The sequence below is a fragment of the Klebsiella sp. K4 genome (assembly GCF_014596785.2).
GTDB classification, from domain to species: Bacteria; Pseudomonadota; Gammaproteobacteria; order Enterobacterales; family Enterobacteriaceae; genus Klebsiella; species Klebsiella pneumoniae.
In genome coordinates this window covers 1,545,274-1,565,843 of sequence record NZ_CP115021.1, presented here as the reverse complement: position 1 = coordinate 1,565,843, position 20,570 = coordinate 1,545,274, and the positions used below count along the sequence as shown (strand labels likewise).

The following is a 20,570-nucleotide window of genomic DNA, read 5'->3' as shown; positions in this document are numbered from 1 at the left end:
GTTCAATTCACCCCTTATTGCGCCTGCCAGAGAATGACAGCCGCCGTTACCAACAAGTTGACCAGCGTTAACGGCAGGCATACCTTCCAGCCAAAGGACATTACCTGGTCATAGCGCGGACGCGGTAATGATGCGCGGATCAAAATGAACATCATCATGAAGAACGCGGTTTTCAGCGCGAACCAGATGAAAGGAGGTAACCACGGGCCATTCCAGCCGCCGAAGAACAGCGTGACGATCAGCGCTGAAACGGTGACGATACCGATGTATTCCCCGACGAAGAACAGACCGAATTTCATGCCGGAATATTCAATGTGGTAACCATCGGCCAGTTCCTGCTCCGCTTCCGGCTGGTCGAACGGGTGACGGTGACACACCGCCACGCCGGCGATGGCGAAAGTCACGAAGCCGAAGAACTGCGGGATAACGTTCCACAGATGCGCCTGGTTGTTAACGATATCGGTCATATTGAATGACCCCGCCTGCGCCACCACGCCCATCAGGGAGAGACCGAGAAACACTTCGTAGCTCAGGGTCTGCGCGGAAGCACGCATCGCCCCCAGCAGCGAGTATTTGTTATTGCTCGACCAACCGGCGAACAGCACCGCGTAGACCGCCAGGCCTGCCATCATCAGGAAGAAGAGGATGCCGATGTTCAGGTCGGCCACCACCCACGTCGGGCTAACCGGCACGATAGCGAAGGCCAGCAGCAGCGAGGTAAAGGCGATAACCGGCGCCAGAGTAAAGATCACGCGATCGGAGAAGCGCGGGATCCAGTCCTCTTTAAAGAACATCTTGATCATGTCGGCGACCAGCTGCAGCGAACCGCCCCAGCCGACGCGGTTAGGTCCGTAGCGGTTCTGGAACAAGCCGAGCAGACGACGCTCGCCGAAGCTCATGAACGCGCCGCAGGTGACAACCACCAGCAGAATGACCACGGCCTTCAGGATGCTTAACAGAATGTCGATAAGATCCGGCGTTAACCAGCTCATGCTTTCGCCTCCTGCAGTGAATCAATACGCGATCCGGTCAGCACCGGCGCAATGCCCGGCATGCCCATCGGTAAGCCAACCTGTCCCGCGGTCAGGCCTTCAGAGATAACCAGCGGCAGACGCAGGGTCTGGCCTTCCACGCTAAAGGAGAGCATTGCCCCTGGGTTGACGCCAAGCTTCGCGGCATCCGCCGGGTTCAGCTTGATGTACGGCTCAGGCATCCGGCTCTGGAACACCGGCGCGCGCTGAGACAGCTCATCGCTGCCGAACAGATGGTAGTACGGCGCAATTCGCCATTTGCCCTCTTCCGCCTGGAAGCTGGCCGGCACCGCCGTGAAGTACTCCAGTCCGCTGGCGGACGCTTCAAACAGACGAACGCCCGGATCGCCGTGGCGCAGTTTCCCGCCCACTTCATCCTGGAACTTGTTCCATGCCTGCGGGGAGTTCCAGCCCGGCGCCCAGGCGAACGGGATCTGCGAACGCGGGGCGGACGGCTGGTTGTTCCCTTCCATGGAGAAGGCGAACATCGTGTCTTTATCCTGCGGCTGACGCGGCTCGTGCACGCTGATGTTAGCGCGCATCGCCGTGCGGCCGCTGTAGCGGTGCGGTTCACGCGCCAGCTTCTGGCCGCGAATGCGGAAGGTCGCATCCGGCGCGGCGTCTTTAATGCCCGCCAGCTGCGGCAGCGCGGCAATCGCCGCATCAATGACGTGGTCCAGCTGAGTCCAGTCAACCTGACGGTTGTTGACGGTGCTGTGCAGCGAATGCAGCCAGCGCCAGCTTTCCAGCATTACGGTTTTCGCGTCGTAGTAAGCCGGATCGTAAACCTGGAAGAAACGTTGGGCGCGGCCTTCGTTGTTCACCACGGTACCGTCGCTTTCCGCAAAGCTTGCCGCGGAGAGCACCAGGTGCGCTTTGTCCATAATCGCGGTGCGCTGATGATCCACCACCATCACCAGCGGCGCTTTCGCCAGCGCAGCGTCAACGCGCGCGGCGGAAGCATGACGGTGAAGGTCGTTTTCCAGCACGATAACCGCGTCTGCGGCGCCGCTTTCCAGTTCGTCCAGCGCCTCTTCAAGCGAGCCGCCGCCGATCATGCCCAGTCCGACGCTGTTAACCGCCCGGGCGACCATGGTCACCCCGACATCGGCGCCGCGGCCTTTCAGAGCTTTCGCCACGTTAGCGGCGGCCTGGATGATCTCCATGCTGCCGGCGTTGGTCCCGGAGATGATCAGCGGTTTTTTCGCCCCGGCCAGCGCCTGAACGATAACGTCGACTTTACCCTGCAGGTCCTGGCTCAGGCCGTCAACCGCCGGCGCGCTGTCGTCCAGCGCATGGGCAATAGCAAAGCCGAGACGCGCCTGATCTTCTACCGGCGCGCGGTAGGTCCACGCCGCGATGTCATCCAGGCGGGTGTCATCGACGTTGGTGACGAATAGCGGGTGCTTGGCGCGCTGGCCGATGTTGAGGATCGCGGCGATCTGCCAGTCGGCCACTTTCTGCGCCGCCGCCATTTCGCGTGCTTTCCCTTTCACTGCCTGGCGTACCGCCAGGGCCACGCGCGCGCCGGTCTGGGTAATGTCTTCGCCCAGCACCAGTACCGCATCGTAGGATTCGATATCGCGCAGGCTTGGCGTGTGGATCCCGCCCTCGCGCAGCACTTTCAGCATCATCTGCAGGCGCGCTTGTTCGCCTTTGGCGATGCCGGTATAGAAGTTGTCGGCGCCCACCAGCTCGCGCAGCGCGAAGTTGCTTTCAATGCTGGCGCGCGGGGAGCCGATGCCGATCACTTTCTTCGACTGGCGCAGGATATCCGCCGCCCCCTGCATCGCCTGCTCGGCGTTAAGGGTGATCAGATCGTCGCCGCGGCGCTGTACCGGCTGACGCGGACGGTCTTTCAGGTTCACGTAGCCATAGCCGAAACGACCGCGGTCGCAGAGGAAGTAGCGGTTCACGGTACCGTTATAGCGGTTTTCGATACGACGCAACTCGCCATAGCGTTCGCCCGGGCTGATGTTACAGCCGATGGAACACTGCTGGCAGATGCTCGGCGCAAACTGCATGTCCCACTTACGGTTATAGCGCTCGGAGTGGGTTTTGTCGGTGAAAACGCCGGTCGGGCAGACTTCCACCAGGTTGCCGGAGAACTCGCTCTCCAGGGTGCCATCTTCCGGGCGGCCGAAGTAGACGTTGTCGTGCGCGCCATAGACGCCCAGATCGGTGCCGTCGGCATAATCTTTGTAGTAGCGCACGCAGCGGTAGCAGGCGATGCAGCGGTTCATTTCGTGCGAAATAAACGGCCCCAGATCCTGATTGCGGTGGGTACGCTTGGTGAAACGATAGCGGCGGAAGCTATGACCGGTCATCACCGTCATATCCTGCAGGTGGCAGTTGCCGCCCTCTTCGCAGACCGGGCAGTCGTGCGGGTGGTTAGTCATCAACCACTCCACCACGCTTTCGCGGAACTGCTTCGCTTCGCTGTCGTCGATAGAAATAAAGGTGCCGTCGGATGCCGGAGTCATACAGGACATCACCAGGCGACCACGCGTGTCTTCCGCGTTCTGATATTGCTTCACCGCACACTGGCGGCAAGCACCGACGCTCCCTAGCGCCGGGTGCCAGCAAAAGTAGGGAATATCAAGACCAAGAGAGAGACAAGCCTCTAGCAGGTTGTCCGCCCCGTTGACCTCGTATTCTTTGCCGTCTACATGAATCGTAGCCATTTGCGTGCTTCCAAAAATAAAAAACCTTTAGATTACCAGCGCGTCTTAAGCAGGTTCGGCTGAATCCCGTTGATTGCATGGGTATTGCTGAACTGCTGCTTAATGCCAGCCTCGAATTCTTCGCGGAAATATTTAATCGCGCTCTGTAGCGGCTCGACCGCGCCCGGCGCGTGCGCGCAGAAGGTTTTACCCGGGCCCAGGAATCGACACAGTTGCTCAAGGGTTTCGATATCGCCAGGCTGGCCTTCGCCGCGCTCCAGGGCGCGCAGGATCTTCACGCTCCACGGCAGACCATCGCGGCACGGCGTACACCAGCCGCAGGACTCGCGGGCAAAGAACTCTTCAAGGTTACGCACCAGCGAGACCATGTTGATCTCGTGGTCAACGGCCATCGCCAGCGAGGTGCCCAGACGGCTGCCCGCTTTACCAATGCTTTCGAATTCCATCGGCAGATCGAGGTGCGCTTCGGTGAGGAAGTCGGTCCCTGCTCCGCCCGGTTGCCAGGCTTTAAACTTCAGGCCATCGCGCATACCGCCGGCGTAATCTTCGAGGATCTCGCGGGCAGTGGTGCCGAACGGCAGCTCCCAGACGCCCGGATTCTTCACCCGGCCGGAGAAGCCCATCAGCTTGGTGCCAGCATCTTTGCTGGTGGAAATGTTCTGGTACCACTCGACGCCGTTGGCGAGGATCGCTGGCACGTTGCACAGGGTTTCTACGTTGTTGACGCAGGTCGGCTTGCCCCAGACGCCGGAGCTCGCCGGGAACGGCGGCTTGGATCGCGGGTTGGCGCGGCGGCCTTCCAGGGAGTTGATCAGCGCCGTCTCTTCGCCGCAGATATAGCGCCCTGCCCCGGTGTGCACGAACAGCTCGAAGTCAAACCCGGTGCCGAGGATGTTTTTCCCCAACAGACCCGCTTCGGTGGCTTCAGCAATCGCGCGACGCAGATGCTGGGCCGCTTCAATATATTCTCCGCGCAGGAAGATGTAGCCGCGGTACGCTTTCAGCGCAAACGCGGAGATCAGCATGCCTTCCACCAGCAGGTGCGGCAGCTGCTCCATCAGCAGGCGGTCTTTATAGGTGCCCGGCTCCATTTCATCGGCGTTACACAGCAGGTAACGGATGTTCATGGATTCGTCTTTCGGCATCAGGCTCCACTTCAGACCAGTGGAGAAGCCCGCGCCGCCGCGCCCTTTCAGGCCAGCGTCTTTTACCGCCGTGACAATCTCATCCGGGGCCATCCCGGTCAGGGCTTTACGCGCCCCTTCATAGCCATTTTTACTGCGATACTCGTCCAGCCACACCGGCTGCTTGTCGTCGCGCAGGCGCCAGGTGAGCGGATGCGTTTCCGCAGTACGAATTACGGTTTTCATTTGTACTGCTCCAGCAGGTCAGGAATTGCCTCCGGCGTCAGATGGCTGTGAGTATCCTCATCAATCATCATGGTCGGTCCCTTGTCGCAGTTACCCAGGCAGCAGGTCGGCAGCAGGGTAAAGCGGCCATCAAAGGTGGTCTGCCCCGGCTTGATATTCAGTTTCTTCTCAATGGCGGCCTGAATACCCTGATAGCCGGTGATGTGGCATACCACGCTGTCGCAGTAGCGGATCACGTGACGGCCAACCGGCTGGCGGAAAATCTGGCTGTAGAACGTCGCCACGCCTTCCACGTCGCTGGCCGGGATCCCCAGCACATCGGCGATGGCGTAGATCGCGCCATCCGGCACCCAGCCGCGCTGTTTCTGAACGATTTTCAGCGCTTCGATGGACGCCGCACGCGGGTCTTCGTAGTGGTGCTTCTCGTGCTCAATAGCCTCACGCTCTGCCGCACTCAGCTCAAAAGCCTCGGTTTGTGGTTGTTGATTCTCGTGCATAATTAGCGGTCCACGTCTGACATAACAAAATCGATACTACCCAGATAGACGATCAGGTCGGATACCAGGCTGCCGCGGATCGCCGACGGGATCTGCTGCAGGTGCGCAAAGCTCGGCGTACGGACGCGGGTGCGGTAGCTCATGGTGCTGCCGTCGCTGGTCAGGTAGTAACTGTTGATCCCTTTGGTCGCCTCAATCATCTGGAAAGATTCGTTGGCCGGCATCACCGGGCCCCACGATACCTGCAGGAAGTGGGTGATCAGGGTTTCGATATGCTGCAGCGTGCGCTCTTTCGGCGGCGGCGTGGTCAGCGGGTGATCCGCTTTGAACGGGCCTTCCGGCATGTTATCGAGGCACTGCTGAAGAATGCGCAGGCTCTGGCGCAGCTCTTCTACTTTCAGCATCACGCGGGTGTAGCAGTCTGAGACGCCCCCCCCGGTCGGGACTTCGAAGTCGAAGTTTTCATAGCCAGAGTAAGGACGCCATTTACGCACGTCGAAGTCGATACCGGTGGCGCGCAGGCCTGCGCCGGTGGTGCCCCACTCCAGCGCCTCTTTGGCGGTATAGGCTGCCACGCCGACGGAACGGCCTTTCAGAATGGTGTTGCGCAGGGCGGCCTTCTCATAGGAGTCCAGACGCTTCGGCATCCACTCGAGGAACTCACGCAGCAGGCGATCCCAGCCACGCGGCAGATCGTGCGCGACGCCGCCGATGCGGAACCACGCCGGGTGCATACGGAACCCGGTAATCGCTTCCACCAGATCGTAAATTTTCTGCCGATCGGTAAAGGCGAAGAAGACCGGCGTCATCGCGCCGACGTCCTGAATAAAGGTCGAGATATACAGCAGGTGGCTGTTGATGCGGAACAGCTCGGAGAGCATCACGCGGATCACGTTCACGCGATCCGGTACGGTGATCCCAGCCAGTTTTTCCACCGCCAGCACGTACGGCATCTCGTTGACGCAGCCGCCGAGATATTCAATACGGTCGGTATACGGGATGTAGCTGTGCCAGGACTGACGCTCGCCCATCTTCTCGGCGCCGCGGTGGTGATAACCGATATCCGGTACGCAGTCGACGATCTCTTCGCCGTCCAGTTGCAGAATAATGCGGAACGCACCATGCGCCGATGGATGGTTCGGACCGAGGTTGAGGAACATGAAGTCCTCGTTGTCGGTGCCGCGCTTCATGCCCCACTCTTCCGGTTTAAAGGTCAGCGCCTCCATCTCCAGATCCTGTTTGGCTTTGGTCAGCTCAAACGGGTCGAACTCGGTGGCACGCGCCGGATAATCTTTACGCAGCGGGTGACCTTCCCAGGTCGGCGGCATCATGATGCGACGCAGGTTCGGGTGACCATCGAAGGTAATGCCAAACATTTCCCAGGTTTCACGCTCATACCAGTTGGCGTTGGGGAACAGTTTGGTGAAGGTCGGCAGATGCAGATCGTTTTCCGACAGCGCCACCTTGAGCATGATGTCGCGGTTGCGATCGATGGAGATCAGGTGATAGAAAACGGAAAAATCCGCGGCGGGCAGGCCATCGCGGTGCGTGCGCAGACGTTCGTCCATGCCGTGCAGGTCAAACAGCATCACGTAAGGCTTCGGCAATTTCTTCAGGAAATCACCCACCTCCAGCAGCTGTTCACGCTTCACCCATACCACCGGTACGCCGGTACGGGTTGGCTGAACGGTAAAGGCATCCGGCCCAAAGCGGTTGCGCAGTTCGCCAATCACCGGGTCATCAAGGTGATCGCGGGTTTGCCAGGCTGGTGCGGCGTCATGCGCGGTTAAATCGGTCATATTGTTCACCATTGCAAAAGGTCCGTGGTGACTGCCGGCGAGACTTCGCGCTGTTGTAGATTGATTTGCGAAGTGGTTCTCCCGCCCGCAGGCGCAAATTAAATCTCGTCCGGCGTCCGCAGATTGGTCACTGCAATACGTTCGCCGCGTTTACGCTCGCGTTCCGACTGCATATTGGCGCGATAAACGCCCTGATCGCCAACCACCCATGAGAGCGGACGACGTTCTTTACCAATGGACTCCTGCAGCAGCATCAGCGCCTGCATATAGGCCTCCGGACGCGGCGGGCAGCCCGGGATGTACACATCGACCGGAATGAATTTATCCACGCCCTGGACGACGGAATAGATGTCGTACATCCCGCCTGAGTTGGCGCAGGCGCCCATGGAGATCACCCACTTCGGCTCCAGCATCTGATCGTAGAGACGCTGAATAACCGGCGCCATTTTGGTAAAGCAGGTTCCCGCGACCACCATCAGGTCCGCCTGACGCGGAGAGGCGCGCAGAACTTCTGCCCCAAAACGCGCAACGTCATGCACCGCAGTGAATGACGTCACCATTTCCACATAACAGCAAGAAAGGCCGAAGTTGTACGGCCAAATTGAGTTCTTACGGCCCCAGTTCACCATGTCATGCAGCGCGTGTTCGAGTTTCCCCATATACACGCTTTTATTGACTTCCTGCTCCAGAGGATCGGTAACGATCTCCTGTTTCTGCAGGGGGTAACGGTCGTTCTCACCGTTAGGATCTATGCGGGTGAGCGTATAATCCATCTTATTGCCTCGCTTTTACTGCATATGACGGTTAGTGGGACTGTCTGTTTCCGGGTTAACCAGCGTGCGACGGGAACGCGCAGGCGTCCAGTCCAGTGCGCCGATGCGAACGAGATAAACCAGACCAGCCAGTAGCACTAAAATGAAAATTGCGGCTTCCACAAAGCCGACCCAGCCGCTCTCGCGGATAGAGGTCGACCATGCGTAGAGATACAGGGCTTCCACGTCGAAGATAACGAAGAACATGGCAACCAGATAAAACTTCGCAGAAAGACGTAAGCGGGCCGAACCGACGGAGTCGATCCCCGATTCAAACGGCGTGTTTTTACTACGCGCGCGCGCGCGACCGCCAAGGTACCAGCCGCCGACGAGCATGAGGCAGCACAGGCCGATAGCGATGATGAGAAATATAGCGAATGCCCAATGATGAGCGATGACTTCAGTGGATGTTGACATACGCATTGCTTAACCAAAAAAGTGTAGCGCCAAAACCCTCTGCTCTTACTGGCAGATGAACGCCACAGCGTTTCACGGGAGGAATAAAAAATAACCGTGCAAAAAAGCGTCCCTGGTCGATGTGAGAAGCCCAGATGCCGTGGCTTTTTACCCCTTTCTTTAACCTTTTGTCAACTTTAACAAAAGTTTTCATAACATTAATTTACATTGGAATCTTTTCATTAACATTAAATGCCCTTTTCTGCGAAATAACCTTGCATACTGTTCGGTTTTAGTGTTGTTGAATCGTGTCCGTTTCCGTCGTAAATCAAAAATCCCTTCTATTTTGACAGGATTTAGCCTCGATTCCTCCCCCCAAAGAGGGGTATTTTCTTGATCTGCGACACGGTTTTGTTAATTACCCCAGGAAATCGGCAACAATCCATCCGGTTTTTTAACATTAGCAGGAAGTGTTGAAAGTGCAGGGAAAAGTCGACAAGCTGAGCGCCTTGTCACGCCAATACGCTGATTTTTCTGCAAAGAAATACAAAAAAGATTCAAAACATCAATAAGAGTGCAAAAAAAAGAGCCGCCAGGCGGGAAACCAACTCCTGAGGCTCTTTTTGGGCACTTACATTCTGTTACCAGTTTTTGTGATCTTTGTTAGCAAGAATACCCTTACAAAACCAAGGCATTTCCTCCCTCTTCCGGAGTAAGTGCTGTGCCCGTTTCCCAGGGATGGATCTCCTGGCTCAGAGACTGAAAAATCGCCTGCGGCAGTTCGCTCACCGTCCGCGGATTGCAGCTGACGACGTACCGGGTGTCCGGCAACGCCGGTAACCCCTCACTGATGCCAGCCACGCGTAGATCCGGGCTCATCATTTCGACCGGGCGCGCCGTCACGCCCAGCCCGGCCTTCACCGCCGCTTTCACGCCCGATAGCGAGGAAGCTCCGTGGGCCAGATGCCAACTGACGCGAGCAGTTTCCAGCGCGGCGATAATATCCTGGCGGAATGGGCTTGGCTCTTCGAGCAGGATCAGGGGGATAGATTCCCCCTTCGCCAGCACATATTCCGCTGCACAATACCAGAGAGTAGGTGATGTTCTCAGGGTAAAAGAGGTAAAGCCGGGAGGCTGATGGGTGGTCAACGCCAGATCGACCAGCCCCTCGGCCAACATCTCCATGATGGCGGCATGGGGGTGAACTTTGATCTCCAACGTCATTCTGGGATAGAAACAGCCGATGCGGTTTAACAAAAACGGCAGGATGGTGTCAGCCGTTTCTTCTGACGCGCCGATGCTCAGAGCCCCCTGCAGGCTGCCATACATCAGCGACATACAGGCTTCATCGTTAAAACGGAGAATTTTGCGGGCATAGCCCAGCAGCTGGATCCCCTGCTCGGTCAGCAGCTTATTGCGGCCGTGGCGGGCGAAAAGCTCTTTGCCCACCAGCTGTTCCAGGCGTTGCATTTGCTGACTGACCGCGGACTGAGTGCGACACACTGCGGCGGCGGCGGCGGCAAAAGTGTTCAAATCAGCGACCGCGACAAAGGTACGCAGCAGATCGAGATCGAGGTTGAGTATGGGACGTGTTGTATTAATCATCTTTCTTCACTTACAGGTGGCTAACGCTGACCTGCCTTGTTGATGCTTTACGCCAGGTTTCCGGCTATTCCCTGAGCCTCGTGCTCACCGTCTGACGGCGGATAAACAACTGGACGAACGTTATTACATGCCAAAGTACTCGTCTGGGCAAATGCGCAGAACTGCGGAGTAATATATTGTTCGTATTTCTCATTATTATTTATTACCACGACCAGCCAGGCGCCATACGTCGCCGCGGGAACCCGGTCAGTGATGCTGAGAAAATCGCTCTTCTGGCGTAACTTTCCGGCAGAAAAGGAACAATAAAATCCTGTAATAACAATATATTAAATCTCAATGCAACCGCAGTTCTTGGCGGTTAACACGGATATTAACGGTGATATTCTAACCTATCCCCCTCCTTTTTATAAGCCTTAATAAGGATTAACTGAGACAATTTTAAATTTTTTTCAACATTTTATATTAATTAACAAACCTCAGATTATTACCCGCTAAAAATAATAATAATGTGGTCGCACGCTGTTTTTTATTAAAATTATTTAACATCAAAATTACAAGCCAATCGCGCTTGTATGCAGGATAGCGTTTTTTAGCGACTCCCCCTCCTCCCTCCCCATATTACCGGGCAAACAAACGAGATAAATGATGGCAAAATCGCTACTAAATCTATATTTACGACCAAAAAATCGACATAAAAAGGCATAAGCCACAGACCAAATCCGCAATCGGTAGATAAATCAATTGCGCTTAAAATCCGGCGTCAGCAAAATCTTCTCCTGCAAAGCCTTCAAAACAGCGGGGAGGGGGAGTACATTGTTCCGTGCTGACTTCCACGGCAGGGAGTGGCGATAACAGCTAAAAGGTCAAGATTCATGTCCCCCATCGAAAAATCCAGCAAGTTAGAGAACGTCTGTTATGACATCCGCGGCCCGGTTCTGAAAGAAGCCAAACGTCTTGAAGAAGAAGGCAATAAGGTTCTGAAACTGAACATCGGCAACCCGGCGCCATTCGGCTTCGAGGCCCCTGACGAGATCCTCGTCGACGTCATCCGCAATTTGCCTACCGCCCAGGGTTACTGCGATTCGAAAGGATTGTACTCGGCGCGTAAAGCTATCATGCAGCATTACCAGGCCCGGGGTATGCGCGATGTCACGGTGGAAGACATCTATATCGGCAACGGCGTGTCCGAACTGATTGTGCAGGCGATGCAGGCGCTGTTAAACAGCGGCGATGAGATGCTGGTTCCCGCCCCGGACTACCCGCTGTGGACGGCGGCGGTGTCGCTTTCCAGCGGCAAAGCGGTGCACTATCTGTGTGACGAATCCTCTGACTGGTTCCCGGATCTGGACGACATCCGCGCAAAAATCACACCGCGCACCCGCGGGATCGTGATCATTAACCCTAACAACCCCACCGGCGCGGTCTATTCCAAAGAATTGCTGCAAGAGATCGTGGAGATCGCTCGTCAGCATAATCTGATCATTTTCGCCGATGAAATTTACGACAAGATCCTCTACGACGAAGCCCAGCATCACTCTATTGCCGCCCTGGCGCCGGACCTGCTGACGGTGACCTTTAACGGATTGTCGAAAACCTACCGCGTTGCCGGCTTCCGTCAAGGCTGGATGGTGCTGAATGGCCCGAAAAAACACGCGAAGGGCTATATCGAAGGGCTGGAGATGCTGGCTTCAATGCGTCTTTGCGCCAACGTGCCGGCCCAGCATGCTATCCAGACGGCGCTGGGCGGCTATCAGAGCATCAGCGAATTCATCATCCCCGGCGGACGCCTGTATGAACAACGCAACCGCGCCTGGGAGCTTATCAACGATATTCCGGGCGTCTCCTGCGTGAAGCCAAAAGGCGCGCTGTATATGTTCCCGAAAATCGACGCCAAACGCTTCAATATTCATGACGACCAGAAAATGGTGCTCGACTTCCTGCTGCAGGAGAAAGTCCTGCTGGTGCAAGGCACCGCCTTTAACTGGCCGTGGCCGGATCACGTACGCATCGTGACCCTGCCGCGCGAAGACGACCTGGAGATGGCTATCTCCCGCTTTGGCCGCTTCCTCTCCGGCTACCATCAGCTTTAATCGCGCCGCCGCCGGCATTTGCATCCGGCGGCGATCCCTGCGCACAATGGAACCCGATGTTGTCACTGATTAAGGGTCCCTATGAGTCAGAGTCATTTCTTTGCCCACCTCTCCCGCCTGAAACTGATTAACCGCTGGCCGCTGATGCGCAACGTGCGCACCGAAAATGTCTCCGAACACAGCCTGCAGGTGGCGATGGTCGCCCACGCGCTGGCGGCGATTAAAAACCGCAAATTTGGCGGCCAGGTCAACGCCGAGCGTATCGCCCTGCTGGCGATGTACCATGACGCCTCGGAAGTACTAACTGGCGATCTCCCTACTCCGGTGAAATATTTCAACTCCCAGATTGCCCAGGAATATAAGGCAATTGAAAAAATTGCTCAGCAAAAGCTGGTGGATATGGTCCCTGACGAGCTGCGCGATATTTTCGAGCCGCTGATTGATGAGCATCACTACAGTGAGGAAGAGCAGTCGATCGTTAAACAGGCTGACGCCCTCTGCGCTTACCTGAAGTGCCTCGAAGAGCTGTCTGCAGGCAATAACGAATTTCTGCTGGCCAAAGGTCGGCTGGAAAAGACCCTGGCATCGCGGCGCAGCGCGGAGATGGATTACTTTATGCAAGTGTTCGTCCCAAGCTTCCAGCTGTCGCTGGACGAAATTAGCCAAGATTCGCCGCTGTAAGGTTCTGGCCGGGCGGCGGTTGTGCTCTACCCGGCCAGAATATCTTAAAACGGAAACAGTACCGGGATTAGCAGGACGCAGACCACCATCACCAGTATGGTAAAGGGCACGCCTATTTTGACAAAATCGCTAAATGAGTACTTGCCCGGGCCAAGCACCAGGGTATTAACCGGCGAGGAGACCGGGGTCATAAACGCCGCCGAAGCCGCCATCGCCACCACCATGGCAAAAGGATAGGGTGAGACGCCCATTGACTTCGCCGCCGCTAAGGCAATAGGCGCCATCAGCACCGCCGTGGCGGTGTTTGAGATAAACAGCCCAATCGCCGCGCACATCACGAACAGGCAGCCGAGCATCAGATAAGGCCCCTCGCCTCCGGCGACATCCATCAGTCCCTTCACCACCAGATCCACCCCGCCGGTTTTTTGCAGCGCCAGGGCAAACGGCATCATCCCAACAATCAAAATAATGCTCGGCCAGTGGATCGCCTTGTAGGCGCTTTCGGCATTGATGCAGCGGAATTTGCCCATCAGCAGACAGGCGATAATCGCGGCAATCGGGTTGGGAATTTCATCGGTGAGCATCAGGGCTACCATCAGCACCAGGCAGAAAATCGCATGCGGAGCCTGGCTGTGGGCCGGCGAAGCGTCATCGACCTCAACCGGCATATTGAGCACCACGAAATCCCGGCCGCGCTTCGCCAGCAGGGCAATTTGCCGCCAGTTGCCGACCACCAGCAGGATATCGCCGAGCTGCAGCGGCTCGTCGACCACCGAACCATCCATCGCTTTGCCATCGCGCTTCATGCCGACGATATTGAGACCAAACCGGGTGCGGAAGGCTATCTCACGCACCGTTTTGCCCATCATCTCTGAATCCGGGATCAGCGCCACCTCCGCCATCCCCACATCCAGCGCCTGATCGGCAAAATACTCGCCGCGCAATACCATCGGCTCAAGCATTTGCTCGCCGCAGAACTGGCGTAAATCGACATCGGAGGCGGACATATCGATCAGCAGGACGTCGCGGGCGCGAAATTCCGATACCCCGTTGACGTTGACAATTACCCGGCGGAACCGCCGCCAGCGTTCAACGCCGATCACGTTGGCGCAGTAGCGCTCACGCAGCTTTAAATCATCCAGCCGCTGACCGATCATCGGCGAACCCGGGCGGATGGCCAGCCGGCGAGCGCGGCCGGTGAGGTGATATTCGCGGATCAAATCGCGGAAGGTGCTTCTTTTTCGCCCATCGCGTGCGGAGTCGCCATTATCCGTCTTCAGCATAAAGCGCACCGCCAGCATATAGACGATGCCCAGGATCAGCACCACCAGGCCAATCGGCGTGACGCTGAAAAAGCTGAAGCCGTGCAGTCCCTCGCGCAGCAATTCACTGTTGACCACCAGGTTGGGCGGCGTCGCCACCAGGGTCATCATCCCGCTGATAAGCCCGGCGAAGCTCAGCGGCATCATCAGCCGCGATGGCGAGGTATTCATCCGCGCCGAGACGCTAAGTACCACCGGGATGAAAATGGCGACCACCCCGGTGGAGCTCATAAACGCGCCCAGACCGGCGACGGTGAGCATCAGGTAGATCAGCATTTTGGTTTCGCTGTTCCCCGCCACGCTCACCAGCCATGCCCCCATTTTGGTGGCGACTCCGGTGCGCACCAGGCCATCGCCGATAATAAACAGGGCGGCAATCAGGATCACGTTAGGATCGCTGAATCCGGAAAAAGCTTCATTTAACGTCAGCGTTCCGCTGAGGACAAAGGCGACAATGACCATCAGGGCGATAGCATCCATGCGCACCTTGCCGGTAGCAAACAGCACAACCGCGATGGCCAGGAGGGATAAAACCCAAATCAATTCACCGTTCACAACGTTTCCTTGTCACAAGTGGGAGTCGACATAGTGGCATAAAAAAGCCCCGACGACGCGGGGCGAAATCATGGGTTTACGCTTTAAGACGCACATTTACCACGCCGTCAGTCTGGCGTTCAACCACCAGATCTTCCAGGCTGCTCAGCACGAGGTCGGCTTCACCCAGGCGAGGGGCATCGGCGGGCACGTTGACCGCGATAGTGCGACAGCCGGCCGCCAGTCCGGAGAGGAGCCCCGCCGGCGCATCTTCCACCACCGCGCACTCCCCGGCAGGCAGACCCAGCCGCTCGGCGCCCAGCAGATAGGCGTCCGGCGCCGGTTTGCCGTGTTTCACCTGCTCGGCGGTGACGAACACCTCAGGCATCGGCAGGCCCGCCGCGCGGTGACGCGCGTGGGCAACCGGAATCGAGCCGGAGGTGACAATCGCCCACGGGATCCCGGCCTCATTGAGCGTATTCAACAGGGCTAATGCCCCCGGCAGCGCGACGATACCCTCAATATCAGTGGCTTCTATCTGCTCGAGGTAGCGAAATTCGGCCTGGATATCCTCCTCGCTGCGCCCCGGCATAAAATGGCGAATGGAGGTAATGGCCTGCTTGCCGTGAATAAAACTGAGAATTTCATCATGGTCAATGGCGAAACGATCCCCCCACTTGCACCATGAACGCTCCACCACCGGCAAGGAATCCACCAGCGTCCCGTCTAAATCGAACAGGAAACCTTTACACTGCACGGGCACCTCCCTCAGGCGTTGATAATTTGATTAATTTCATTACTGCTCAGATGATACTGGCGCGGGCAAGCGTGCCAGACGCTCAGCATCCGCTGATATTTCTCCCACATCGGGGTCTGCGAGTTAAAGCCATGGGTACCGGCGTCAAAATGGCTGTAGCGGCCTTCAACGTTGACCATAAAACGCACATAGCCGAGATAACGCGCTTCGGTGGCGGCATCAAACCCGAGGAAGGTGACCCGGCGTTCATCGATACCCGCCGCGTCTTTCAGGTTGGTCCAGGAGACGTGCAGCGCGTGGTACATCTCCATGATATCAATAACGGTACGGCAGGTTTCTTCCGTCAGCTGGCCGAACTCGCGGTCCAGTTCACGCATCTGAAGCCCATACCCACGCTCTATGATGGTTTGCAGACGACGGTAGCGTTCCGCATTATCCGGGTCGAGCATCGTCATCATTTTGTACTGATTGGATAAAATCAGACGCTGCGCATTGGTCATTTCCATGTTGTGACTCCTGTAGCACGGTAGGGCGTGAAATAAAGAAGGCGCATAAATCATGCGCCTTCTTTTATATGCGTTTTCCGTAGTGAATTACAAATCATCAAGGAAAGTTTTATCCAGTTGTTTGAAGGCGCGCTTAAGCGTGTCAGCCAGCGCCTGATAATCGGGCTTGCCTTCGACCGGTGCCAGCGCCTGCCCCGCCTCCTGCAGTTTACCGCGCACTTCATAGAACCAGTTAAGAATGGAGGGCGGCAGCGGCGTCACCGAACGCTTACCCAACCACCAGAGTCCCTGCATCGGCAGGCTCAGCGCAAACAGCGCGGTAGCGACGGCGGGGCCCAGCTGGCCGCCAAGAGCTATCTGCCAGCAGAGGGTAAAAATGGCGATTGGCGGCATGATGCGGATGGCATAGCGGGTGGCACGAATAATGCGGTTTTCAATAAACACCGGTGCGAGGCGCTTGTCGAGAGGCCAGGTCTTTGCGTAATGCTGCCCGCGGTTGAACAAGCTAAAGAAGCTAACGGGGCGTTTCTCAGGGGTCGACATGGCTTTACCTCAACTTTACATATAAAACTTAAAAAATTCGTGCAAAACACCAACTATGCATGACATCGTTCAAAAGATTTTGGCAAAGGATGCCGCAATCAGGTATCCTGTGCCCGCCTGAAAGGGCGGTTAGACTCTTTGCCAGGCTAGTCAAATTATCGCATATTCTGCCATTGGCTGAAAATTATGCAAAATGGCATAAAATCAAATGTACTTCTCTCATCGTGCCCGAAAACAGAACAAGGCATGATGTTAATCATAAATGTCGAGGTCATCCTGCGCTACGCTAATGACACACTGACGTTTTTTTAGCCACGTATCATAAAAAGGTACTTCCATGTCGAGTAAGTTAGTACTGGTTCTGAACTGCGGTAGCTCCTCTCTGAAATTTGCTATCCTTGACGCCGTGAACGGCGACGAATATCTGTCCGGTTTAGCGGAATGCTTCCACCTGCCGGAAGCCCGTATCAAATGGAAAATGGACGGCAGCAAACAAGAAGCCGAGTTAGGCGCGGGCGCCGCGCACAGTGAAGCGCTGAACTTTATCGTTAACACTATTCTGGCACAAAAACCAGAACTGTCTGCTCAGCTGACCGCAATCGGCCACCGTATCGTACACGGCGGTGAAAAATACACCAGCTCCGTGGTGATCGACGAGTCCGTAATTCAGGGTATTAAAGACGCCGCGTCTTTCGCACCGCTGCACAACCCGGCACACCTGATCGGCATCGCTGAAGCGCTGAAATCCTTCCCGCACCTGAAAGACAAAAACGTGGCTGTATTCGATACGGCGTTCCATCAGACCATGCCGGAAGAATCCTATCTCTACGCCCTGCCGTACAGCCTGTACAAAGAGCACGGCGTTCGTCGTTACGGCGCGCACGGCACCAGCCACTTCTACGTGACTCAGGAAGCCGCTAAGATCCTGAACAAGCCGGTGGAAGAGCTGAACATCATCACCTGCCACCTCGGCAACGGTGGTTCTGTTTCCGCTATCCGTAACGGTAAATGCGTTGACACCTCCATGGGTCTGACCCCGCTGGAAGGCCTGGTGATGGGTACCCGCTCCGGTGACATCGATCCGGCCATCATCTTCCATCTGCACGACACCCTGGGCATGAGCGTTGACGCGATCAACAAAATGCTGACCAAAGAGTCCGGCCTGCTGGGTCTGACCGAAGTCACCAGCGACTGCCGCTACGTGGAAGACAACTATCAGGAAAAAGCCGACGCTAAACGCGCGATGGACGTTTACTGCCACCGCCTGGCGAAATACATCGGTTCCTACACCGCGCTGATGGACGGCCGTCTTGACGCCGTTATTTTCACCGGTGGTATCGGTGAAAACGCCGCGATGGTGCGTGAGCTGTCGCTGGGCAAACTGGGCGTACTGGGCTTTGAAGTTGACCATGAGCGTAACCTTGCTGCCCGCTTCGGCAAGTCTGGCTTCATCAACAAAGAAGGCACCCGTCCTGCCGTGGTTATCCCGACCAACGAAGAGCTGGTCATCGCGCAAGACGCCAGCCGTCTGACCGCATAATTCCACATCGCCAGCCCTGACCCGCAATAATTCGAGCTGCAGGAAGGCGGCGAAACAGCAAAACCCCGGCCGCGTACAGCGCGTACGCCACCGGGGTGAGCAAGTAGAGCCAACGCACGTGCAACTTGAAATATGACGGATAGCTGGCGGTGCTGTTTTGTATCCCGCCTGATACTGGCGGTAACGAAAGAGGATATACCGTGTCCCGTACTATCATGTTAATTCCTACCGGTACCAGCGTAGGTCTGACCAGCGTCAGCCTCGGTGTGATCCGCGCTATGGAACGCAAAGGCGTTCGTCTGAGCGTCTTTAAACCTATCGCCCAGCCGCGTTCCGGTGGCGATGCCCCAGACCAGACCACCACCATCGTTCGCGCCAGCTCCTCCACCACCACCGCCGCTGAACCGCTGAAGATGAGCCATGTTGAGTCTCTGCTCTCCAGCAATCAGAAAGATGTGCTGATGGAAGAGATCATTGCCAACTACCACGCGAATACTCAGGACGCGGAAGTGGTGCTGGTGGAAGGCCTGGTACCGACCCGTAAGCATCAGTTCGCCCAGGCGCTGAACTTTGAAATCGCCAAAACGCTGAACGCTGAAATCGTCTTCGTGATGTCTCAGGGCACCGACACGCCAGAACAGCTGAACGAGCGTATCGAACTGACCCGTAACAGCTTTGGCGGCGCCAAAAATACCAGCATCACCGGCGTTATCGTCAACAAACTGAATGCCCCTGTCGACGATCAGGGCCGTACCCGTCCTGACCTGTCGGAAATTTTCGACGACTCGTCGAAAGCAAAAATCGTGAAGATTGACCCGGCTCAGCTGCAGAAAGGCAGCACGCTGCCGGTGCTGGGCGCAGTGCCATGGAGCTTCGATCTGATCGCGACCCGCGCGATCGACATGGCGCACCATCTGAATGCGACCATCATCAACGAAGGCGATATCAATACCCGCCGCGTGAAATCCGTGACTTTCTGCGCGCGCAGCATCCCGCACATGCTGGAACACTTCCGCCCTGGTTCTCTGCTGGTTACCTCCGCAGACCGTCCTGACGTGCTGGTTGCGGCCTGCCTGGCGGCAATGAACGGCGTGGAAATCGGCGCCATTCTGCTGACCGGCGGCTATGAAATGGACGCGCGCATCAGCAAGCTGTGTGAACGCGCTTTCGCGACCGGCCTGCCGGTATTCATGGTCAACACCAACACCTGGCAGACCTCCCTGAGCCTGCAGAGCTTTAACCTCGAAGTACCGGTTGACGATCACGAGCGTATCGAGAAAGTTCAGGAATACGTGGCCAACTACATCAACGCCGACTGGATCGAATCGCTGACCGCGACCTCCGAGCGCAGCCGCCGTCTCTCTCCGCCAGCCTTCCGCTACCAGCTGACCGAGCTGGCGCGCAAAGCCGGCAAACGTGTCGTTCTGCCGGAAGGCGACGAACCGCGTACCGTGAAAGCGGCGGCGATTTGCGCCGAACGCGGGATCGCCACCTGCGTCCTGCTGGGTAACCCGGATGAGATCAACCGCGTAGCCGCGGCCCAGGGCGTTGAGCTTGGCGCCGGCATTGAAATCGTCGATCCGGAAGTGGTTCGCGAAAGCTATGTGGGTCGCCTGGTCGAACTGCGTAAGAACAAAGGCATGACCGAAGCGGTCGCGCGTGAGCAGCTGGAAGACAACGTGGTTCTCGGCACCCTGATGCTGGAACAGGACGAAGTCGACGGTCTGGTATCCGGCGCGGTTCACACCACTGCCAACACCATTCGTCCGCCGCTGCAGCTGATCAAAACCGCGCCGGGCAGCTCGCTGGTCTCCTCCGTGTTCTTCATGCTGCTGCCGGAACAGGTTTACGTTTACGGCGACTGCGCGATCAACCCGGACCCGACCGCCGAGCAGCTGGCGGAAATCGCTATTCAGTCCGCTGAATCCGCGATTGCCTTCGGCATCGAACCGCGCGTGGCGATGCTCTCCTATTCCACCGGTACCTCCGGCGCGGGTAGCGATGTCGAGAAAGTCCGCGAAGCGACCCGTCTGGCGCAGGAAAAACGTCCTGACCTGATGATCGACGGCCCGCTGCAGTATGACGCCGCGGTGATGGCTGACGTAGCGAAGTCCAAAGCGCCGAACTCACCGGTAGCTGGCCGCGCGACCGTGTTCATCTTCCCGGATCTGAACACCGGTAACACCACGTACAAAGCGGTACAGCGCTCTGCCGACCTGATCTCCATCGGGCCGATGCTGCAGGGTATGCGCAAGCCGGTCAACGACCTGTCCCGTGGCGCGCTGGTAGACGATATCGTCTATACCATCGCACTGACCGCGATCCAATCGGCTCAGCAGCAGAAGTAATCTGCCGCTGTGGTCAAAGCAAAAGGCAGCCGAATGGCTGCCTTTTTGTCGTCAG

The 20,570-nt window shown here is 57.0% G+C and carries 16 protein-coding genes; 4 read left to right on the top strand and 12 right to left on the bottom strand.

Translation table 11 applies throughout. From position 1 onward, the window contains the following. Positions 1 to 14 precede the first annotated feature (14 nt). The 8 genes from nuoH to IB144_RS07800 all read right to left on the bottom strand — a co-directional run bounded on the left by nuoH (position 15) and on the right by IB144_RS07800 (position 10,194). Entirely contained in the window at positions 15 to 992 is a 978-nt protein-coding gene (gene nuoH, locus IB144_RS07835; RefSeq protein ID WP_002913156.1) for an NADH-quinone oxidoreductase subunit NuoH, read from the bottom strand. Next, positions 989 to 3,715 (bottom strand): NADH-quinone oxidoreductase subunit NuoG, encoded by a 2,727-nt coding sequence (gene nuoG, locus IB144_RS07830; RefSeq protein WP_004149179.1) that lies wholly within the window; start codon positions 3,713 to 3,715, stop codon positions 989 to 991. The genes nuoH and nuoG overlap by 4 nt, the downstream gene beginning before the upstream one ends. Positions 3,716 to 3,747: 32 nt before the next feature. Continuing rightward, entirely contained in the window at positions 3,748 to 5,085 is a 1,338-nt protein-coding gene (gene nuoF / locus IB144_RS07825; protein ID WP_002913158.1) for an NADH-quinone oxidoreductase subunit NuoF, read from the bottom strand. Beyond that, positions 5,082 to 5,582: an NADH-quinone oxidoreductase subunit NuoE gene (gene nuoE, locus IB144_RS07820; protein ID WP_002913160.1), complete on the bottom strand. Its 501-nt coding sequence runs from the start codon at positions 5,580 to 5,582 to the stop codon at positions 5,082 to 5,084. The genes nuoF and nuoE overlap by 4 nt, the downstream gene beginning before the upstream one ends. A 2-nt stretch (positions 5,583 to 5,584) precedes the next feature. Further along, entirely contained in the window at positions 5,585 to 7,393 is a 1,809-nt protein-coding gene (gene nuoC / locus IB144_RS07815) for an NADH-quinone oxidoreductase subunit C/D (RefSeq protein WP_002913162.1), read from the bottom strand. An 86-nt stretch (positions 7,394 to 7,479) separates the two neighbouring features. Beyond that, positions 7,480 to 8,154, bottom strand: coding sequence for an NADH-quinone oxidoreductase subunit NuoB (gene nuoB, locus IB144_RS07810; protein ID WP_002913178.1), 675 nt, complete (start codon positions 8,152 to 8,154; stop codon positions 7,480 to 7,482). Between the two features lie 15 nt (positions 8,155 to 8,169). Then, positions 8,170 to 8,616: an NADH-quinone oxidoreductase subunit NuoA gene (gene nuoA, locus IB144_RS07805; RefSeq protein WP_002913181.1), complete on the bottom strand. Its 447-nt coding sequence runs from the start codon at positions 8,614 to 8,616 to the stop codon at positions 8,170 to 8,172. Positions 8,617 to 9,267: 651 nt separating this feature from the next. After that, complete coding sequence (locus IB144_RS07800) at positions 9,268 to 10,194, bottom strand: LysR family transcriptional regulator (protein WP_019705508.1); 927 nt, start codon at positions 10,192 to 10,194, stop codon at positions 9,268 to 9,270. A gap of 872 nt (positions 10,195 to 11,066) precedes the next feature. Here IB144_RS07800 and alaA point away from each other — a divergent pair. Continuing rightward, positions 11,067 to 12,284, top strand: coding sequence for an alanine transaminase AlaA (gene alaA, locus IB144_RS07795; RefSeq protein WP_002913185.1), 1,218 nt, complete (start codon positions 11,067 to 11,069; stop codon positions 12,282 to 12,284). Between the two features lie 81 nt (positions 12,285 to 12,365). Continuing rightward, the gene (gene yfbR / locus IB144_RS07790) at positions 12,366 to 12,965 is read left to right on the top strand and encodes a 5'-deoxynucleotidase (protein WP_002913188.1); all 600 of its coding nucleotides are present in this window, start codon (positions 12,366 to 12,368) and stop codon (positions 12,963 to 12,965) included. 44 nt (positions 12,966 to 13,009) lie between these two features. Here yfbR and IB144_RS07785 read toward each other — a convergent pair whose 3' ends face one another. The 4 genes from IB144_RS07785 to yfbV all read right to left on the bottom strand — a co-directional run bounded on the left by IB144_RS07785 (position 13,010) and on the right by yfbV (position 16,627). Continuing rightward, the gene (locus IB144_RS07785) at positions 13,010 to 14,842 is read right to left on the bottom strand and encodes an SLC13 family permease (protein ID WP_009484760.1); all 1,833 of its coding nucleotides are present in this window, start codon (positions 14,840 to 14,842) and stop codon (positions 13,010 to 13,012) included. 76 nt (positions 14,843 to 14,918) lie between these two features. After that, entirely contained in the window at positions 14,919 to 15,578 is a 660-nt protein-coding gene (locus tag IB144_RS07780) for a sugar phosphatase (protein WP_019705510.1), read from the bottom strand. A gap of 11 nt (positions 15,579 to 15,589) precedes the next feature. Beyond that, complete coding sequence (locus IB144_RS07775) at positions 15,590 to 16,084, bottom strand: YfbU family protein (RefSeq protein ID WP_002913193.1); 495 nt, start codon at positions 16,082 to 16,084, stop codon at positions 15,590 to 15,592. A gap of 87 nt (positions 16,085 to 16,171) precedes the next feature. After that, positions 16,172 to 16,627: a terminus macrodomain insulation protein YfbV gene (gene yfbV / locus IB144_RS07770; protein ID WP_002913194.1), complete on the bottom strand. Its 456-nt coding sequence runs from the start codon at positions 16,625 to 16,627 to the stop codon at positions 16,172 to 16,174. A gap of 337 nt (positions 16,628 to 16,964) precedes the next feature. Here yfbV and ackA point away from each other — a divergent pair, with 337 nt between their 5' ends. Together ackA and pta are read left to right on the top strand one after the other, a co-directional pair. After that, complete coding sequence (gene ackA, locus IB144_RS07765) at positions 16,965 to 18,167, top strand: acetate kinase (RefSeq protein WP_002913195.1); 1,203 nt, start codon at positions 16,965 to 16,967, stop codon at positions 18,165 to 18,167. 200 nt (positions 18,168 to 18,367) lie between these two features. Next, positions 18,368 to 20,515 (top strand): phosphate acetyltransferase, encoded by a 2,148-nt coding sequence (gene pta, locus IB144_RS07760; protein ID WP_002913196.1) that lies wholly within the window; start codon positions 18,368 to 18,370, stop codon positions 20,513 to 20,515. Positions 20,516 to 20,570 lie beyond the last annotated feature (55 nt).

Excerpts from the sequence above, each read along its gene's own strand:
- nuoH (WP_002913156.1), bottom strand. The coding sequence starts at position 992 with ATGAGCTGGTTAACGCCGGATCTTATCGACATTCTGTTAAGCATCCTG.
- nuoG (WP_004149179.1), bottom strand. The coding sequence starts at position 3,715 with ATGGCTACGATTCATGTAGACGGCAAAGAATACGAGGTCAACGGGGCG.
- nuoF (WP_002913158.1), bottom strand. The coding sequence starts at position 5,085 with ATGAAAACCGTAATTCGTACTGCGGAAACGCATCCGCTCACCTGGCGC.
- nuoE (WP_002913160.1), bottom strand. The coding sequence starts at position 5,582 with ATGCACGAGAATCAACAACCACAAACCGAGGCTTTTGAGCTGAGTGCG.
- nuoC (WP_002913162.1), bottom strand. The coding sequence starts at position 7,393 with ATGGTGAACAATATGACCGATTTAACCGCGCATGACGCCGCACCAGCC.
- nuoB (WP_002913178.1), bottom strand. The coding sequence starts at position 8,154 with ATGGATTATACGCTCACCCGCATAGATCCTAACGGTGAGAACGACCGT.
- nuoA (WP_002913181.1), bottom strand. The coding sequence starts at position 8,616 with ATGCGTATGTCAACATCCACTGAAGTCATCGCTCATCATTGGGCATTC.
- IB144_RS07800 (WP_019705508.1), bottom strand. The coding sequence starts at position 10,194 with ATGATTAATACAACACGTCCCATACTCAACCTCGATCTCGATCTGCTG.
- alaA (WP_002913185.1), top strand. The coding sequence starts at position 11,067 with ATGTCCCCCATCGAAAAATCCAGCAAGTTAGAGAACGTCTGTTATGAC.
- yfbR (WP_002913188.1), top strand. The coding sequence starts at position 12,366 with ATGAGTCAGAGTCATTTCTTTGCCCACCTCTCCCGCCTGAAACTGATT.
- IB144_RS07775 (WP_002913193.1), bottom strand. The coding sequence starts at position 16,084 with ATGGAAATGACCAATGCGCAGCGTCTGATTTTATCCAATCAGTACAAA.
- yfbV (WP_002913194.1), bottom strand. The coding sequence starts at position 16,627 with ATGTCGACCCCTGAGAAACGCCCCGTTAGCTTCTTTAGCTTGTTCAAC.
- ackA (WP_002913195.1), top strand. The coding sequence starts at position 16,965 with ATGTCGAGTAAGTTAGTACTGGTTCTGAACTGCGGTAGCTCCTCTCTG.